The sequence below is a fragment of the Gemmatimonadota bacterium genome (assembly GCA_016719105.1).
In the GTDB taxonomy this organism is placed as follows: domain Bacteria; phylum Gemmatimonadota; class Gemmatimonadetes; order Gemmatimonadales; family Gemmatimonadaceae; genus SCN-70-22.
The window spans coordinates 429,428-445,473 of sequence record JADKAQ010000008.1; the positions used below are offsets into that span (position 1 = coordinate 429,428).

The window sequence follows — 16,046 nt, forward strand, 5'->3', positions numbered from 1 at the left end:
GCAGAGCCTCCGGCGGGACACGACCCCGCCTAACGTTTGTTGAGGGCGGGGCGGTCCGGGGCGTTGGCCAGGTCCCAGCTCGCCTGGTGCACCAACCGCACGATACGCTCCATCTTGTCGTACTCGATGCGCTCGGGGCGATCCTCGACGCGGTGATAGTCGGGGTGCAGCCCCGTGGCGAAGGTCACCGCCGGCACCCCGCTCTGCTGGAAGGCCCACATGTCGGTGCGCCGTAGCAGCTGCGAGATGTTGTTGTCGTAGCGCTTTTCGAGCGTGAGCTTGATGGCCGCATTCGAGCGCTCGATGGCCGCGGTGAGGGTGTTGCTGCGGCTGAAGCCGTACAGGTTCACGCTGTTGCGGTTGGCGTCGGCGCTCTGCACGGGCAACCCACGAAAGCGCGCACCGCCGTTGGGGGGGATCTCTTCATTGCGCCCGATCATGTCCATGTTGAGCATCGCCACCGTGCGCGCCAGCGGGACGACCGGGGCCTCGACGTAGCCCCACGCCCCCATCAGCGGCCCGCGCTCTTCGGAATTGAGCGCGACGAACAGGATGGATCGCTTGGGACGAATGCCCTGCGCCGCCGCCCGCGCGTACGCATCGGCGATGGCGAGCAGCCCGACCGTCCCCGACCCGTTGTCATCCGCGCCGTTGAAGATCTGCGCGCCGTCGGCGCCGTTGTGGTCCGGATGGGCGGCGATCAATACGTACTCGTCCTTGAGCACCGGGTCGCTTCCTTCCAGCATCGCGACGACGTTGCGATCCGGCACAACCGTCCGCTGCAGGGCGGTCGTGATGGTGACGCTCACGCCGGGGAGCACGAGCGGCGCATGACTCGATTCCGCGGCGCGCGCGAGCGTGACGAGCGACTTCCCCGTCCCCTTCACGAGTTGCTCCGCGAGCGCAATCGAGATCTGCCCCGCGGGGATGTGGACCTGCTGCATCCACGAGGCCAGCGTGTAGCGCGGGAGGCGCATGGGGGTGGCGGGCCAGTACGCCCGCGTCGCCCCGTCGAAGTCTTCCTCGCCTTGCCGGTTGTGCACGTCCGCCACGAACAGGACGCCGGCAGCGCCACGCGCCTGCGCCGCGAGCGTCTTGCGCAGTTGGTTGGCGTACTCCGAGTTCACGACGCCGTCGAACGGACTCGCGGGATCGTTCACCCCCGGCTCGTTGTCGAGCATCAGGAGGATCTTCCCGCGCACGTCGCCCGCCAGGTCATCGTGCTGGAGCGCCGGGGCGCTGATGCCGAAGCCGACGAAGGCGACCGTACCGCTCGCGCGCCCCGTGGCCGAGTGAAAGCGCGGGTGGAAGTCACCCCCCACGACGTGGCGCGATGTCGCCGTGCCCCAGTCCACCGCGAGCTCGTTGGTCGTGCCTAACGTGCTGGTGATCAGGTTGTAGGGGGCGAAGTACGATCCGCCCGAACCCCTCGGCGCCAGCCCGAGCCACTCGAAGCGGGCCTTGATCCACTCGAGCGCCAAGGCGTTCTCCGGCGTGTCGGTCAGCCGCCCGCGAAAGCCGTCGCCCGCCAGGAACATGAGGTCGGCGCGCATGCGCGATGCCGTGATGGCCTCGGCGTGCGGTGCGGCGCCCTGCGCCGCGAGTGGAGTGGCCGAGGTCAGCGATGCCACAAGGGGCGCTGCCAGGAGCAGCGCCCGCGCGATCCGTGATGCGTTCATCGTCGCTCGTCCAGGAGTTGGTAGACCCGCCGCACCGTCCCCAGCCGGCGGCGGACCACCATCTCATCCGTCCACCCGGGGAAACGGGGGTAGTACGGGTCGAAGCGCGTGAGGTCAAGCGCGGCCGCCGCCTGCTCGGGCGTGAGCCCCCTGGCCTTGGCGTCGGCGCATTGCGTCCAGATGGCGCGCATGTAGTCGCGCAGGCGCTCCACCACCGCCATGTCGCGGAACTCGTCGCCATGCCCGGGGAGGACCACGCTGGGCCGCATCGCGATCATCGTGTCGAGCACGTTGGCCCAGTCGTTCAGGTAGCCGTCGCCCATGTAGGGGACGCCCGGCTGCAGCAGGTCGCCGGTGACCAGGACGCGCTCCTTCGGCAGCCAGACGACCAGGTCGCCGTCGGTGTGCGCCCGCCCCGGGAAGATCACCTGCACCTCGCGCCCGCCGCGCACGATCGAGAGGCGCTCGGAGAGCGTCACGTTAGGCGCCACCGGGGTGAGCGTCGCCACCGATGCCAGGTACTGCTCCCACACCGCACGCCGCCGGGTGATGTCGGCCTTGCTCGCCGGCGTCGACGCGGTGTCGAGCGCCTTGCTCAGGTTCTGGATCTGCGTGTTGGAGAAGTTTCGGTTGCCGATCGCGGTGGGGTGCTCCACCGACTTCCCGGCGGCCAACATGGCGCGCGTGTACTCGCTCCCGATGATCGCCACGCCGGGCGGAAACGACTGGGTGCCGTGCGCGTGATCGTAGTGCATGTGGGTGATCACCAGGTGCCGCACCGGCTTCTTGGTGACGCGCGGCAGCTCGTGCAACAGGGCCCACGCTGCCGCGGGACTCGTCCCCGCGTCGACCACCAGCACCTCGTCGCCCAGCTCGATGATGGCGTGGTTCGACTCGGCGCTCACCACCCCGGTGCCGACAGCGAACCAGACGCCGTCGGCAACCTTGCGGAAGGCGAAGGCCTCCCCGGCATACGTTGCGCCTGGCGGTGGCGCGTTGCCCTGCGCGGCCACGGGAACGAAGGGGCTCGCGATCAGCATCGCGAGCCCCACAAGGTACCGGTACACCATCGGTCGCATCGCGAAATCCTCGCGCGTCAGCTCTTTTCTGCCAGCGGAAGCGGGATGCACGTCGTCGGGCCGTAGACGAGGCCGCGATGGTCGACGCCGTTGGGATGGATCGACCCCGCCTCACCGCGGAACGGGATCTTGAACGCCGTGGTGCGGAAGCGCAGCATGTCGTTGAGGCGGTGCCCCTCCTCGAGGAACATCTCGCGGCTGCGCTCTTCGATGACCTGGGCGATGACCTCGTTCTGCGTGGCCGTGTTGTTGGCGTCGTACCCCGGGATCCCGGCCGCCGTGTGGCGCGCCCGGATGATGTCGCGCGCCGTGGCCAGGTCACCCGTGCGCGCCGCCGCCTCGGCCACGATGAGCTGTGCTTCCTTGTACGTGGCAATCGCCTGGCCGTCGCCGCGAGCCAGCGCCTTGTTGTGCGAGAAGAACGGGGTGATCCCGTCGCTCCCGAAGCCGTTGTTGGTGGCCGACACGCTCACGCGGGGATCGGCCACGCTCTGCCACGTGACGCCGCGGTAGTTGTTGGCCACCGACCCGTGGCGATTCGTCGCTGACCCGATGTTGTTCTGCAACTCGAACACCAGGTTCCAGCGCTGGCGCTCGCCCGCGCCGCGCGTGGCCAGCTTGGTGTAGCCCGCCGGGACGGCCGCCGCGTCGGTGCGTGCCCCCGCAAAGTTGCCCAGATCCAGGCGCACGCGTGCACGTCCCACGCGCGCCATGTTCAGCAGGTCAGTGTTGTTGGCCGCGGTGGCCAGCGTGATGGCGTCGGTGAACTGCGCCTCGGCGGCCTGTAGCGCCGCCGACGCCGGCTGCACCTGTCCCGGCGTGAGCACCGCCTCGCAGAAGCCTTCGCCTAACGCCAAGGTAGCGTACGCCCCATAGGCCTTCACGGTGGCCTTGAGCAGCCCCTTGTTGGTCACCGCTGCGTCGGCAAAGCCGTCGATCAGCGTGTAGGCTCGCTCGGCGCCCTTGCGTGCGATCTGCAACGTGGCGTACGGAAAGAGCCCGGCGGCCGGTTCGCAGTTGCTCAGCAGCGACGCATCGTTCTCGAGGATCTGCCGCGTGTACCACGCCTGCGACACCCCCTGCGCCGAGCTGTTGATCAGCTGGTCGGAGAGCGCGTTCGCCGCCGTCACGTAGTTGGACCAGGCGCACTCGAAGTCGAGGACGACTCCGTTGGCCAGCACGGAGGCATTGAGCGGGCTGTTCAGCGCCTCCTCGGTCACCTTGCCGGGCAGCTCCACGTCGAGCGCGCCCTTGCAGCCGGCCAGCGTGATCAGTGCCGCGCATCCGACCGCCCCGATGGTCCGCAGTGTATCGATCCGCATCGTATCGAACTCCGAGTAAGGAAGACTGTCGCCGAGACGAGGAACTACGGAACCACCCGGACCGTCACCTGCAATCGCTGCATGGTGGGCCACGCATCCTGCTGGTTGCCGGCCAACCCTTCGGGGAAGCCCGCGCGGAAGTTGCCGTTCTCGCGGATCGACGGATCGGTCAAGTGCCGGCCAAACTGCTCGGGCTGCGATCGCCAGAACGTCGAGATGTTCCCCGACCAGGCCAGCGTCGTGGACGCCTGCGACAACCCGAAGCGTTGCGCCAATCGCGGTGTGAACGTGTAGGTGCCGGCCACCTCACGCAGGCGGGCGTAGCCCATCCGGAAGATCGACCACTGCCCGCGACTGTCGAACGTGTTGGCCTTGATCCCCATGAGGATCGGGTCCTTCTGCTCCAACCACGACTTGGCATTTCCGAACGTGGCAAACGCCGCCGACACCTCGGAGTTGCGCTGATAGTTCCCGCCGATGTACTCGACGTTGGTATAGAACTGCAGCGAGTTGCCCACGGAGATGGTCAGTGCCGTGGAGCCCTGCCACGTGGGGAGCGGCGAGCCGTAGTACACCTCGGGCGCCTGCGCACAGGCCACCGGCGCGCCACCCCCGGCCGAGAGGTTGGTCCCGGGGATCAACTCGCCCCCTTCACACTTCACGTTGGTCGCCACACCGTTAGCCAGGTCGGCCGAGACTACGCGCCGCATGAAGAACGACGCCAGCGGATAGCCCGGCACGTGGAACTGCTGGAACAGGAGCGGAATGCGCGACGTCCCGCCGAGCGAGACGATCTTGTTGTCGTTGCCGGAGAGCGTCGTGCGCAGGTCGACCACCGCCTTGTCGCTGCGATACAGGTTGAGGTTGGCCAGCACCTCCCACCCCTTGTTCTCCACCACGCCCAGGTTGCGCAGCTGCGTCCCGGTGAAGCCTTCCGACGGGGCAATGGACGTCGGGACAATCGCATCCTCGGTACGCTTGCGGTACACGTTGAACTCGAGCCCGAGGCGCTCGCCAAAGAGCCCGAGGTCCAATCCGGCTTCGAACTCGGTCCCGACCTCAGGCTTGAGGTCCGGGTTGCCGAGGTTGTCGGAGGTGAGCCCCGATGTCGTCTCGCCCACGCGTGGCTTGAACGTCTTGATGGCGACAAAGGCGTCCGGCTGCTGCCCGGCCTTGCCCCACGCCGTGCGCAGCTTGGCCGTGGTGACGCCCGGGATCTTGAACCACGACTCCTCGCCGATGACCCACGAGGCGCTCACCTTGGGATAGACGACGAACTTGAAGTCCTTGCCGAACGCGCTGTTGTCGTCGCCGCGCACGGCGCCGGTGAGGTAGAAGCGTTCCTTCCACGACACCTGCTGCTGGAAGTACATCCCCATCGACTTGTTCTCGATGATCTCCTCGTCGGAGGTACGGCTCGCCCCGGCGCCAATCGTCTCGAGGGCATTGACTGCGATGTTCTCCGAGCGCACCCAGAAGATGTTGGTCTTGCGGGCGAAGTACTGAAAGCCGTACGACGACGCGCTGCCGAGCGACCCGCGCGTGAACTTGGCCGTGGTCCCGTAGTCGAGCGTGCGGAAGGCCACGTCGTTGTCGTACACGTGGCGCATCCCGTTAGGCAGCGCGATGCCGTTCCGGAAGTTGCCCTCCACTCGACGCGACAGCGTTGACAGCTGCTGCATCGTGAAGTCGCCACCCACCGCCAGGCGATGCGTGAACCAGCTCCAGGGCGTGTAGGTCGCCGTCAGGTTCAGGATGCCGCGGTTGACGTCACTGAAGGCCTCGGCGTCGTTCTGCAGCCGCTCGGGGAGTTCGAACCCCGGCCAGCCGCGGAACGGACCATCGAGGCGAACACCTGAGCTGGTACCGGGTTCGCACCCCGGAGCGGGGCAGGCGAAGTTGATGGCCGCGGTGACGGGTTGATTGGCCGGCGCGGGGGACTGCAGGCGGGAGCGGGTGTAGCCGAGCCCCATGTCGACGGTGAGCTTGGTGCTCGGAAGCCAGGTGATGTTGCCGCGGCTGCTGAGCTTTTGCTGGTTGTTGTACGAGACCGACCCGGTCTCGTCGTCGTAGTCGCCCGAGAAGTAGTACCGCACCTGCTCAGCGCCGCCGCGCAGGTTGGCGCCAAACGAGCCCAGGGCGCCGGTGCTGAACACGTTGCCGACGCAGTTGCCGTTCTTGATCGAGTCGAACGGCTTGGGGCACATGCCGTAGACGCTTTGCGAGAAGCCCGTCTCGCGGGCGTACTTGAGGACGTTCACCTCGACCAGCTGCCCAGCCGCCGACTTGTACCAGACGGTGTTGAACGTCTTTTCCGGGTTGGGGATCCAGTTGCCGCCGCCACGCGCCGTGAACTCCAGCCGCGGACGCCCTGCTTTCCCCTTCTTGGTCGTGATCTGGATGACGCCGTTCGACGCTTCGGTCCCGTACAGCGTCGCCGCCGCAGGCCCCTTCACGACTTCGATCGACTCGATGTCGTCCGGATTGATGTCGTTGAGCCGCGACGGTGTGAAGCGCGGGTCACCGCCGGGGCCCGTCGTGTTGAACTGCGCCGGGACGCCCCCCGCCTGCGCATTGTTCACGCGGATGCCGTCGATGTAGAGGATCGGCGCCGAGTTGAGCGCGAGGCTCGACGCCCCGCGCACGCGGAAGACGCCGCCCTGCCCGATCGCACCGCCCGACGACTGGATCGCCATTCCGGGGACGGAGGCACTCAACAGCGTCTGCACGTCCTTGGGCGGGGCAATCTCGGTGATCGCCGAGACGTCGACCTTGGAGACCGCGTTGCCCTGCGAACGAATGGTCTCGCCCCCCGCCGTGCCGGAGATGACCACCTGGTCGAGCTGCACGGCGAGCTTGGTCATGGCGATCACGATCCCCGTCTCGCCGGCGCGCACCTGCCGCGTCTCGCGCTGGTGTCCCAGGTGCGTGATCTCGAGCGTGGCCGTCGCCGTCGCGACGATCACGCGGAACTCGCCGCGCGCATCGGTCACCGCGGTCCGGCCGCCACCGGCCACCGTGATGCGGGCGTCGGCAAGCGGCGCCCGTGACGCCGCGTCCACCACGCGCCCGGAGACGATAGAGTCCGCGGCAATCCGCTGGTTGGTCGTGATGATCGGCAGCGCGGCCGCCTCGGTCACGTTCAGGGCCGCCACTTCGGGCATGAGCGGCGTGCCTGCGCCGGGCACGACCACGATCTGGTTCTCCCGCTCCTCATAGCGGACCGGGAGCCCGATCAGCAGGCGATTGAGCGCCTCGGCGATCGTGAGGTCGGCGCAACGACAGGCGACCGTGCGCGAATCGCTGCGCAGCTTGGTGGGACTGAAGCCCACGCTCACCCCCGACTCCGACGCAAGCCGCGTGAGCGCGATCGTGAGGGAGACGCCACGCACGTCCAGCCGTGCCGGGAGATCGAGGAGCGATTGTCCCCGTTGGGGGCTGCGGGTTGCGCTCGCCAAGACCACCTGTGCCGGTACGGCCTGCACGACAGTGATCGCAGTCAGGGCGGCTACCACGTAACAACGGAGCGTTCGCATCTCCAACCCTCCAGGTCGAAAAGCCAGCTAGCGGGGTTTCCCCATCGTGACGGCGTTGCCTTGTACCTCGCATTCGGTGGCGACGACTGCGCAGACCACGCGCACCACCTCGTCCAGCGGTCGATCCGAGAACCAGTTGGTCACGGTCTGCTGCGACAACGTCGTGTCGACGATCGTGACCTTCGCGCCATACGCCTGCTCGATCTCGTGCGCCACTTCGGACAGCGGCGTCCCCTGAAAGGCGAGGAATCGACCGACCCAGCGCGTGACCTCGCGCGCTTCCGGCAGCTGCACGGTGGGAAGGAGTTGGCCCTCCACCACCCGCGCTTCCTCCCCCCGGACCAGCTGCGCCTCACCACCGCGGGCGGCCGCCAGCGCCACCTTTCCTTCCACCACCACGAGGCGCACGTCCTCGTTCTCGGCGTCCAGGTCGAACTGCGTGCCGAGCACCGTGACCTCGCCACCGCGCGTCTTCACGCGGAAGGGCAGTCCGTTGCGCTTGGCCACGGAGAAGAACGCCCGACCCGTCAGGTGCACCTCGCGCAACCCTTCCTGCACGCGAATGCGCGCGTGGCTGCGCGGGGCCAGCCGCATGACCGAGCCATCGCGCAGGGCCACCGTCACGGTCTGGTTGTCGCCCGTGACCATCTCCTCGAAGCCGAAATCGCCCGGGGGCGAACCGGCGAACTGTCGTTGCATCGTCACCGCGGCCACCACGACAGCGGCCACGCCGGCCACCGCGGCGACGCGACGCGTCCACGTGGCGCGGCGCGTCATACGCTCGCGACGCGCCGCGATCTCGAGCACCTCGAGCACCGGGGGCGGGTCGCTGGCGACGCGATCGGGGCGAGTCGTCGCCGCGAGCACGCCCTTCAGCTCCTGATAACGCGCCTCATGCTGGGACGACGCCCGGCGCCACGCCTCAACGGCGAGTTGCTCCGACGGGTTTGTCTGGCCCTTGATGGCGCGAAATAGCAGGGAGTCGTCCATGAATTCCTCGAAGTCGAGCGCCCGCAGGGAACGGCACTCTTGCAGGGGTATACGGAGGGGTCGGACAATCGTACCAATGCGATCGCCACGACGTGCGCCATCGCCGCAAGTCCGCTGGGGCCGGACACACGAGCGCCCGGAAGCCGAGGGGTCGGCGTCCGGGCGCAGGCCGGAGCGAGCGGCGGCGCTCCGCCGAAAGTTATCTCATCCCGGTGGGGCCGACGTTTCCGACGTCCACGGGCGACGACGTCTCGCGGGCGTCGCGGCATCGGCCGACTCGTCCACCGCCGCATCCACCGACACATCCAGCGACACATCCAGCGACACATCCGCTCCGTCATTCGCCGGCCTGCCGGAACGTGGGTCGGCCGTCGGGTCGGCGGTGAGGTCGGCCGGCGCGCCCGCATCGCCGCGTTGCCCATCCCGCAGCCGCATCATCGGCAGTTCACGCGCCTCTCCCCGCCCCGACGGCCGCGTGAAGGCGGCGAGTGCGACGCGGAGTTGTGAGAGCGCCAGTGTCATGTGATTGGCGACCGTGCGCGGCGTGATGCCGAGCGTCTCCGCCACTTCGCGGTACGACAGGCCGTGCAGGTGCGCCAGGATGAAGACGTCGCGGCGACGCTCGGGAAGCGCAGCAATCGCACGCTCGGCCGCGCCCGCAAGCTCCCCGGCTTCCAGGATGGCCACCGGTGACGGCGCCTCCGTCGGCGCCCCCTGTGTGGCGAAGAAGCTGAAGCGATCGCGCAGCCGGCGGCGACGGAAGTCGTCGGTGATCAGGTTCCGCAGCACCCGGTACAGGTACGCACGGGGCGACGCGTGCGGCCGGAGTTGGCGCCGACGCTCCCACACGCGCACGAACGCCTCCTGCACGAGGTCTTCGGCTGCATCCTGGTTGCGCATCTTGTCGAGCGCAAAGGCGACCATCGGCCGCCAGTAGCGGTCCATCAGCGCCGCGAGCGCCTGTCCGTCGTCCAGCGCAAGCCGCGCCACCAGCGCCACGTCGTCCGCGTCGGGGGCGGGTTCAGCAGGCAGGCGTTGCGGCTGACGGCGGGTGAAGTCGAGGAGTCGGAGCACGTGCACGTCCACGGATGCAGGCGGGTTCGCCTCACCCGCGTTGCGTGCGCTCGCACGCGATCGCCGGGTGTGCCCGCGAATCTTCCGCCGCGTCACGATTCGGTCAATAGCGAACTCGGCGCGGCGCGTACAGCTGCGCCGCGCGCCGCACCTGGTCACAACTATTGGTGCACCGCAACGCGCACTGCCTCGACAAAGGCGTCGAGCTCCGACTCGCCCATTGGCGTTGACAAGCACCCGAGCCCGATGCGGCTGATGATGATCCCTTCCTGCATCAGGCGCTTGTGGATCGCCGTCATGCGCGCCATGGGCTGCGCCGTACGCACCGACGTGCGGTAATCGCGGATCGTCTCGCGAGTCAGCATGAGGCGAAAGAGCGATCCCTCCCCGGCCAACTGTCCCGCCTCTCCCGCCTCGGCAAACACCGCGTCCACGCGCTGCCGCAACCGCGCTCCCATCGCGTTGAGCCGGTCGACCGCATCGCGCGTCCACTTGGTGAGCGCGGCGTGACCCGCCACCATCGTGAGCGGGTTGCCGCTGAACGTCCCGCCGGACTCCACACGCGCCTTGCCGGCCGTCGGGTCGAGCAGCGCCATGATCTCTGCCCTGCCGCCCACCGCCCCGACCGGGAGCCCACCCCCGATGATCTTGCCAAACACGGTGAGGTCCGGCCTCCCGCCGAATCGTTCCTGCGCTCCGCCGTACGCCAGGCGAAACGAGATCACTTCGTCGTAGATCAGCACGATCCCCAAGCGCCGCGTGATCTCGCCCAGGAAGTCGAGGAAGCCCGGCTCCGCCTGCGCCATCCCGCCGCGATTGGCTAGTGGATCGAGGATGAGGGCGCCGATCGACGCCCCATGCTGCTCGAGCAATCGCGCCGTCGCCTCGCGGTTGTTCCACGGCAGGACGACCACCTCATCCAGCGCACTCGGTGCAATGCCGCCGCTCACCGCTACCGTCGCCGGCGCCTCATCAGGCCCCCAGGCATCGGGCGGCGAACCGACGCTGACCTGCACGTAGTCGTAGTAGCCGTGATAGTGCCCCTCGAACTTGGCCAGCTTCGATCGCCCGGTGAACTCGCGCGCCAGCTTGATGGCCATCATCACCGCCTCGGTCCCCGAATTGGCAAAGCGGATGCGCTCGAGCGACGGCACGCGGCCAATGAGCAGCTGTGCCAGGTGATACTCCGCCTCGCCGGGCTCCGACCACGCCGTCCCACGTTGCAGCTGATCGATGATCGCGGCGTTGACCTCGGGATCGGCGTGCCCGTGCAGCATCGCCGTCATGTTGTTGAGGAAGTCGACTCGCTCCACGCCGTCGACGTCGGTGAGCCGGCACCCGCGCCCGTGCGCCGCATAGATCGGGTGCGGCGGGTAGTAGTAGTGCAGCCGCGAGGTGCCGCCAGGCATGAGGGCGCTGGCAGCGCGGTAGAGATCGTCGGTGTGGGTCATGAGACGGGAGACGGGAGACGGGAGACGGGAGGTTGCGCGGTGTGCGACGCTGACGACCTCACGCCTCGGCCGTGGGAGTGCTGGACGCCGATGCTCGGCGCCAGTACCAGTAGAACGGGAGGCCGGCCGCGACAATGCCGATGCCGATCAGCACCTGCGGACCTCGCGTCGTCAGCAACGTCGTGAGGTACCAGAGCAGGATCGCGACGTACAGCAATGGCGTGAACGGATAGCCGAAGACCTGATACGGGCGCGGCATCTCCGGCGCGATGCGGCGCAGGATGAACAAGCCGATCACGGTGAGCGCCATGAACGCCTGGTTCACGAAGGCGGCCCAGCCCAGGATCTGCGTGTACGACCCGGCGAGGGCGAGGATCGACGCCCACGTCCCCACCAGCACGATGGCCCCGACCGGCACGTGCCGTGAGGCGTGGACCCGGCTGATCGCCTTGAAGAAGAGGCCGTCGCTCGCGAGGGCGTAAGTGATGCGCGGGTAGTTGAGCAACTGGGCGTTGAGCGTGCCTAACGCCGAGAGCAGCACGACCAGTGCGGTGACGTCGGCGGCGCGCGGTCCCACCGCCCGCGCCATGGCATCGGCCGCCACGCGGGGCGACCCCTGCAGCTCGGCGAACGGCAGGACGTAGACGAAGGCCACGTTGAGCAGCAGGTACGTCGCCAGCACCACGGCCATCGCGATCATGATCGCCCGCGATAGCGTGCGTCCCGGGTCGCGCACCTCGCCCGCCACGTGCGTCACGAAGTAGAAGCCGGAGTAGGAGAAGACCGAGAGGATCATCGCCGTGGCCACCGACCCGGCGATCTCGCCACCGCCGCGCCCTTGGGGGAGGAACGGCCCGAGGCGCGAGACATCGCCCGCCGGTGACGTGAGGCACGCGACGACGATCGCCGTCATCATCAGCACCTTGAGCCCCGTGAGCACGTTCTGCACACGCCCGCTGGTGCGCAGCCCCACCGCGTTCACCGCGGTGAGCAGCGCGATGATGGCCACCGCTACTGCGCGCTGCGCGAACGAGTCCGCCGGAATGAGCCCGCCGGCAAAGTGCCCGGCATAGAGCGAGGCCATCGACGCGACCACCGCGATGTTCCCCGTCCCCTGCGCAAAGAGCATCATCCAGGCAAACAGGAAGGCCAGCGGCGTCGCGGGATACGCGCGCTTGAGGAACACGTAGGTTCCGCCGGTCTCGGGCATCGCCGACGCCAGTTCGGCGAACGACAGCGCCCCGCACAACGCCATGAAGCCGGTGAAGAGCCAGGTGAACAGGGCGAGCCCCGGGGACCCCACCTCTCGCGCCACCCCCGCCGGCACCAGGAAGATGCTCACGCCGATCGTCCCGCCGACAATGAGCGTCGTCGCTTCGAGCAGGCCAAGCCCGCGCTGCAGGGACGGAGTGCCCGCCATCGTCAGGCACTCACCTCGCAATCCGCCATGATCTCGAGTGCGCGCACGAGCGCCGAGTGGTCCATGTCGGCGAGCCCGTGCGCGGCGCACACCTGCATCAACTGGGCAGCGTTGGCCGTCTGCGGCAAGGCGACTCCCATCGCGCGGGCGCCGCTCAATGCGAGGTTGAGGTCCTTCTGGTGCAACCGAATGCGAAAGCCCGGGTTGAAGGTGCGCTTGATCATCCGCTCACCGTGCACCTCGAGGATGCGCGAACTCGCGAAGCCGCCCATCAGCGCCTGGCGCACCTTGGTCGGGTCGGCCCCTGCCTTGCTCGCGAAGACCAGCGCCTCACCAACGGCGGCGATCGTCAACGCCACGATGATCTGGTTGGCCACCTTGGTCGTCTGCCCGTCGCCATTGGCCCCGACGTGCGTGATGTTCTTCCCCATCAACTCGAAGAGCGGCTTCACCCGCTCGAACGCCGCCGCCGGCCCTCCGACCATGATCGTGAGTGTCGCCGCCTTGGCGCCCACCTCGCCGCCGGACACCGGTGCGTCCAGGTAGTCGCAGCCCAAGGCGTTGATGCGCGCGGCGAAGGCCTTGGTCTCGATCGGCGAGATGGAGCTCATGTCGACCACCACCTTGCCTGACGAGAGTCCCTCGCTCACCCCCGCTGCGCCAAACAGCACCTGTGCCACGTCTGGCGTGTCGGGGAGCATGAGGAAGACGATGTCGGCGCGCTCGGCCACTTCGCGCGCGGTCGCACACACCACCGCAGCGGTCGCCGCCACCTCGTCGCGCACGGCGCTGCGCGTGTGCACGAACAGGCGATGCCCGGCGTTGGCCAGGTGCACCGCCATCGGCGCCCCCATGATGCCGAGCCCGATGAATCCCAGGGAGAGCGGTTGAGCGGTCATGACGAGTGGTGGGTGGTGGGCTATGCGGTGAGCGCGGTCATCCAGCCAAGTCCAGCTTCGGTCACGCCGGCCGGCTTGTATTCGCAGCCGATGTAGCCGTCATAGCCGATGCGGTCGAGGTGCGCGAAGAGGAAGGGGTAGTTGATCTCCCCGGTCCCCGGCTCGTGGCGCCCCGGATTGTCGGCCAGCTGCACGTGCCCGATGCGCGCCAGGTGGCGGCTCAGCGTCCCCGCGAGTTCGCCCTCGGCGCGCTGGGCGTGATAGATGTCGTACTGCACGCGCACGTTGGGTGACCCCACCTCGTCGAGCAGCGCGAGCACCTGCGCCGTCGTCGTCAGGTGAAAGCCGGGGATGTCGAACGGGTTGATGGCCTCCACCAGCAGTTGCAGCCCGGCGGCATCGAGCGCGTTGGCCGCGTGGCGCACGTTGTCCACGAGGGTTGCATGGACGCGGGCCGGATCCTCGCCCGGTGGTGTCTTTCCCACGAGGCAGTTGAGTCGCGGGACACCGAGCGCCTGCGCGTACCGAATCGCCGTCTCCACGCCGGCGCGGAACTCCTCGGTGCGTCCCGGCAAGCAGGCGATCCCGCGCTCCCCCGCATCCCAGTCTCCCGCCGGGAGGTTATGCAGCACGAGCGAGAGGCGATGTCGATCGAGCGCCGCGCGCAGGTCACCCACCGCGTACGGGTACGGAAAGAGGAACTCCACCGCCGAGAATCCCGCCGCCGCCGCGCGCGCAAAGCGGTCGAGGAAGGGGACCTCGGTGAAGAGCATCGTGAGATTGGCCGCAAAGCGGGGCATCGTGTTGGCCGGCGTGGGTGGGTAGGGCGCAGTGGTGCCTGCAAGGCCGCACGCGTGTCGCGTGCGTGAAGCGTCGGTTGAGCGTGAGTGCTACGTGGGTATAGCGTTACGCCGGCGGGGTCCACGGATCGGGGGCGCGCGCCGAGACGTGCGTCATCACCTCTACCACCGCCGGTTTGCCGCAGGCGAGTGCCTCGGCAATCGCCGGGGCGATGCGATCGGGCGACTCGACACGCTCGCCCCAGCATCCCATGTCTCGGGCAAGCTGCGCGAAGCTCACGTCCTCGAAGCGCCAGAGCTCTTCGGGGTTGCCCGGCCGGTCGCCATACTGGCGCATCACATCCGGAATCCCCTGGCTGAAGCCATTGTTGTTGTTGACGACGGTGACCGTGTTGATGCCGTGACGGCGCGCCGTCTCCAACTCGGCGAAGTGGTACCAGAACCCCCCGTCGCCAGTAAAGCAGATGACGGGACGATCGGGGGCAGCGCACTTGGCGCCTAACGCCGCCGGGAAGCCCCACCCGAGCGATCCCGCCGCACGAATGAAGGTCTGGCGCGGCGAGCGCAGCTTCACCATCGTCGCCACCCAGATCGCCGAGTAGCCGGTGTCCGATACCAGGATCGCGTCGTCAGGCAGGAGCGTCGTGAGCTCCTGGCAGATGCGCTCCGGACGGATGGGCGACTCGCCGGAGGCACGCCGCGGCGCATACTCCGCCTCGCAGTCCGCCACGAGCTGGCGCGTGCGCGCCAGCCACTCGACGTTCCCCTCCGATGGCGTCAGTGCCTGGGTCAGCGCCTCCAGCGACACGCGCGCGTCGCCCACCACGCCGATCGTCCCCGGGTAGCTGCGCCCCAGCTCGGCCGGATCGATGTCCAGCTGCACCACGCGCGTCCCAACGGCCGGTACCTGCCAGTTGTGCGTCGTTTGGTCACCGGTGGCGGATCCGACATAGATCACCAAGTCGGCCTCATGTACGGCGCGATTGGCGCACCACGCCGAGTACGACCCCACGACGCCGACGCTCAGTGCGTGCGTCTCGTCGATCGTCCCCTTGCCGTTCACCGAGGTGGCCACCGGAATCCCGCATCGCTCGGCCAGCGCCACGAGCGCGGCGGCCGCACCCGAGATGCGCACGCCGCCTCCGGCCACGAGGATCGGGCGTTGCGCCTGGCGGATGGCATCGGCGGCCTCGGCGATGCTCGACGGATCGGGCGCCGGCCGGAACGGCGGGACACTGAGGTAGCGCCCCTCCACGATCGGCGCCGGGAGCCCCGTCGCCACCTCCAGCTCGCGAGCCTCGCGCCCCACGAGGTCCAGGTGGACCGGCCCCGGCCTCCCCGTCGTCGCCACGCGAAACGCCTCGCGCATGAGGTGGGGCAGCTGCTTCGGCTCCACCACGTCGACGTTGTACTTGGTCACGGGCTGGAACATCGGCCAGTGATCGATCTCCTGATACGCGTTGCGATGCTGGAACATCGGCGGCTTCTTCCCCGTGAGCGCGACCACCGGGGCGCACGCCAGCCATGCGTCCTGCAACCCCGCCGCGAGATTCGCCGCCCCCACCGACTGCGCCGCGCAGACGCCGGCGCGTCCGCTCACGCGGGCATAGCCGTCGGCCATGTAGGCCGCAGCCTTCTCGCTGTGCGTCACGACGCGACGGATCCCCAGCGCCTCCATGTCCACCATCGCCCGGCGCAGGATGGCGTCCACGTAGAAGAGGTGCGTGACGCCATAGCGCGCCAGGCACTCGGCCACGTAGCGCGCTCCCGTCACCTGCAACTGTTCGCTCATCGGT

General features: G+C 68.6%; 11 protein-coding genes. All 11 read right to left on the reverse strand.

The window, feature by feature from the left end; genetic code table 11:
- Positions 1–29: 29 nt before the first annotated feature.
- The 11 genes from IPN47_12305 to IPN47_12355 all read right to left on the reverse strand — a co-directional run bounded on the left by IPN47_12305 (position 30) and on the right by IPN47_12355 (position 16,042).
- Positions 30–1,679, reverse strand: coding sequence for a M28 family peptidase (locus IPN47_12305; protein ID MBK9408807.1), 1,650 nt, complete (start codon positions 1,677–1,679; stop codon positions 30–32).
- Complete coding sequence (locus IPN47_12310) at positions 1,676–2,758, reverse strand: MBL fold metallo-hydrolase (GenBank protein ID MBK9408808.1); 1,083 nt, start codon at positions 2,756–2,758, stop codon at positions 1,676–1,678. Before IPN47_12310 ends, IPN47_12305 begins: the two co-directional genes overlap by 4 nt.
- A gap of 17 nt (positions 2,759–2,775) precedes the next feature.
- Entirely contained in the window at positions 2,776–4,080 is a 1,305-nt protein-coding gene (locus IPN47_12315) for a RagB/SusD family nutrient uptake outer membrane protein (GenBank protein MBK9408809.1), read from the reverse strand.
- A 44-nt stretch (positions 4,081–4,124) separates the two neighbouring features.
- On the reverse strand, positions 4,125–7,472 hold the full coding sequence (locus IPN47_12320; GenBank protein MBK9408810.1) for a SusC/RagA family TonB-linked outer membrane protein: 3,348 nt from the start codon (positions 7,470–7,472) through the stop codon (positions 4,125–4,127).
- A gap of 171 nt (positions 7,473–7,643) precedes the next feature.
- A complete protein-coding gene (locus tag IPN47_12325) occupies positions 7,644–8,606 on the reverse strand; it encodes a FecR domain-containing protein (GenBank protein ID MBK9408811.1) in 963 nt (320 codons plus the stop codon).
- Positions 8,607–8,810: 204 nt separating this feature from the next.
- The gene (locus IPN47_12330) at positions 8,811–9,680 is read right to left on the reverse strand and encodes an RNA polymerase sigma-70 factor (protein MBK9408812.1); all 870 of its coding nucleotides are present in this window, start codon (positions 9,678–9,680) and stop codon (positions 8,811–8,813) included.
- Between the two features lie 161 nt (positions 9,681–9,841).
- A complete protein-coding gene (locus IPN47_12335) occupies positions 9,842–11,131 on the reverse strand; it encodes an aspartate aminotransferase family protein (GenBank protein MBK9408813.1) in 1,290 nt (429 codons plus the stop codon).
- 58 nt (positions 11,132–11,189) lie between these two features.
- Positions 11,190–12,551 (reverse strand): amino acid permease, encoded by a 1,362-nt coding sequence (locus tag IPN47_12340; protein ID MBK9408814.1) that lies wholly within the window; start codon positions 12,549–12,551, stop codon positions 11,190–11,192.
- A 2-nt stretch (positions 12,552–12,553) separates the two neighbouring features.
- A complete protein-coding gene (locus IPN47_12345; GenBank protein MBK9408815.1) occupies positions 12,554–13,450 on the reverse strand; it encodes a 2-hydroxy-3-oxopropionate reductase in 897 nt (298 codons plus the stop codon).
- Between the two features lie 20 nt (positions 13,451–13,470).
- Positions 13,471–14,250, reverse strand: coding sequence for a hydroxypyruvate isomerase (gene hyi / locus IPN47_12350; GenBank protein ID MBK9408816.1), 780 nt, complete (start codon positions 14,248–14,250; stop codon positions 13,471–13,473).
- Between the two features lie 106 nt (positions 14,251–14,356).
- Entirely contained in the window at positions 14,357–16,042 is a 1,686-nt protein-coding gene (locus IPN47_12355) for a thiamine pyrophosphate-binding protein (GenBank protein MBK9408817.1), read from the reverse strand.
- Between the last annotated feature and the right edge of the window lie 4 nt (positions 16,043–16,046).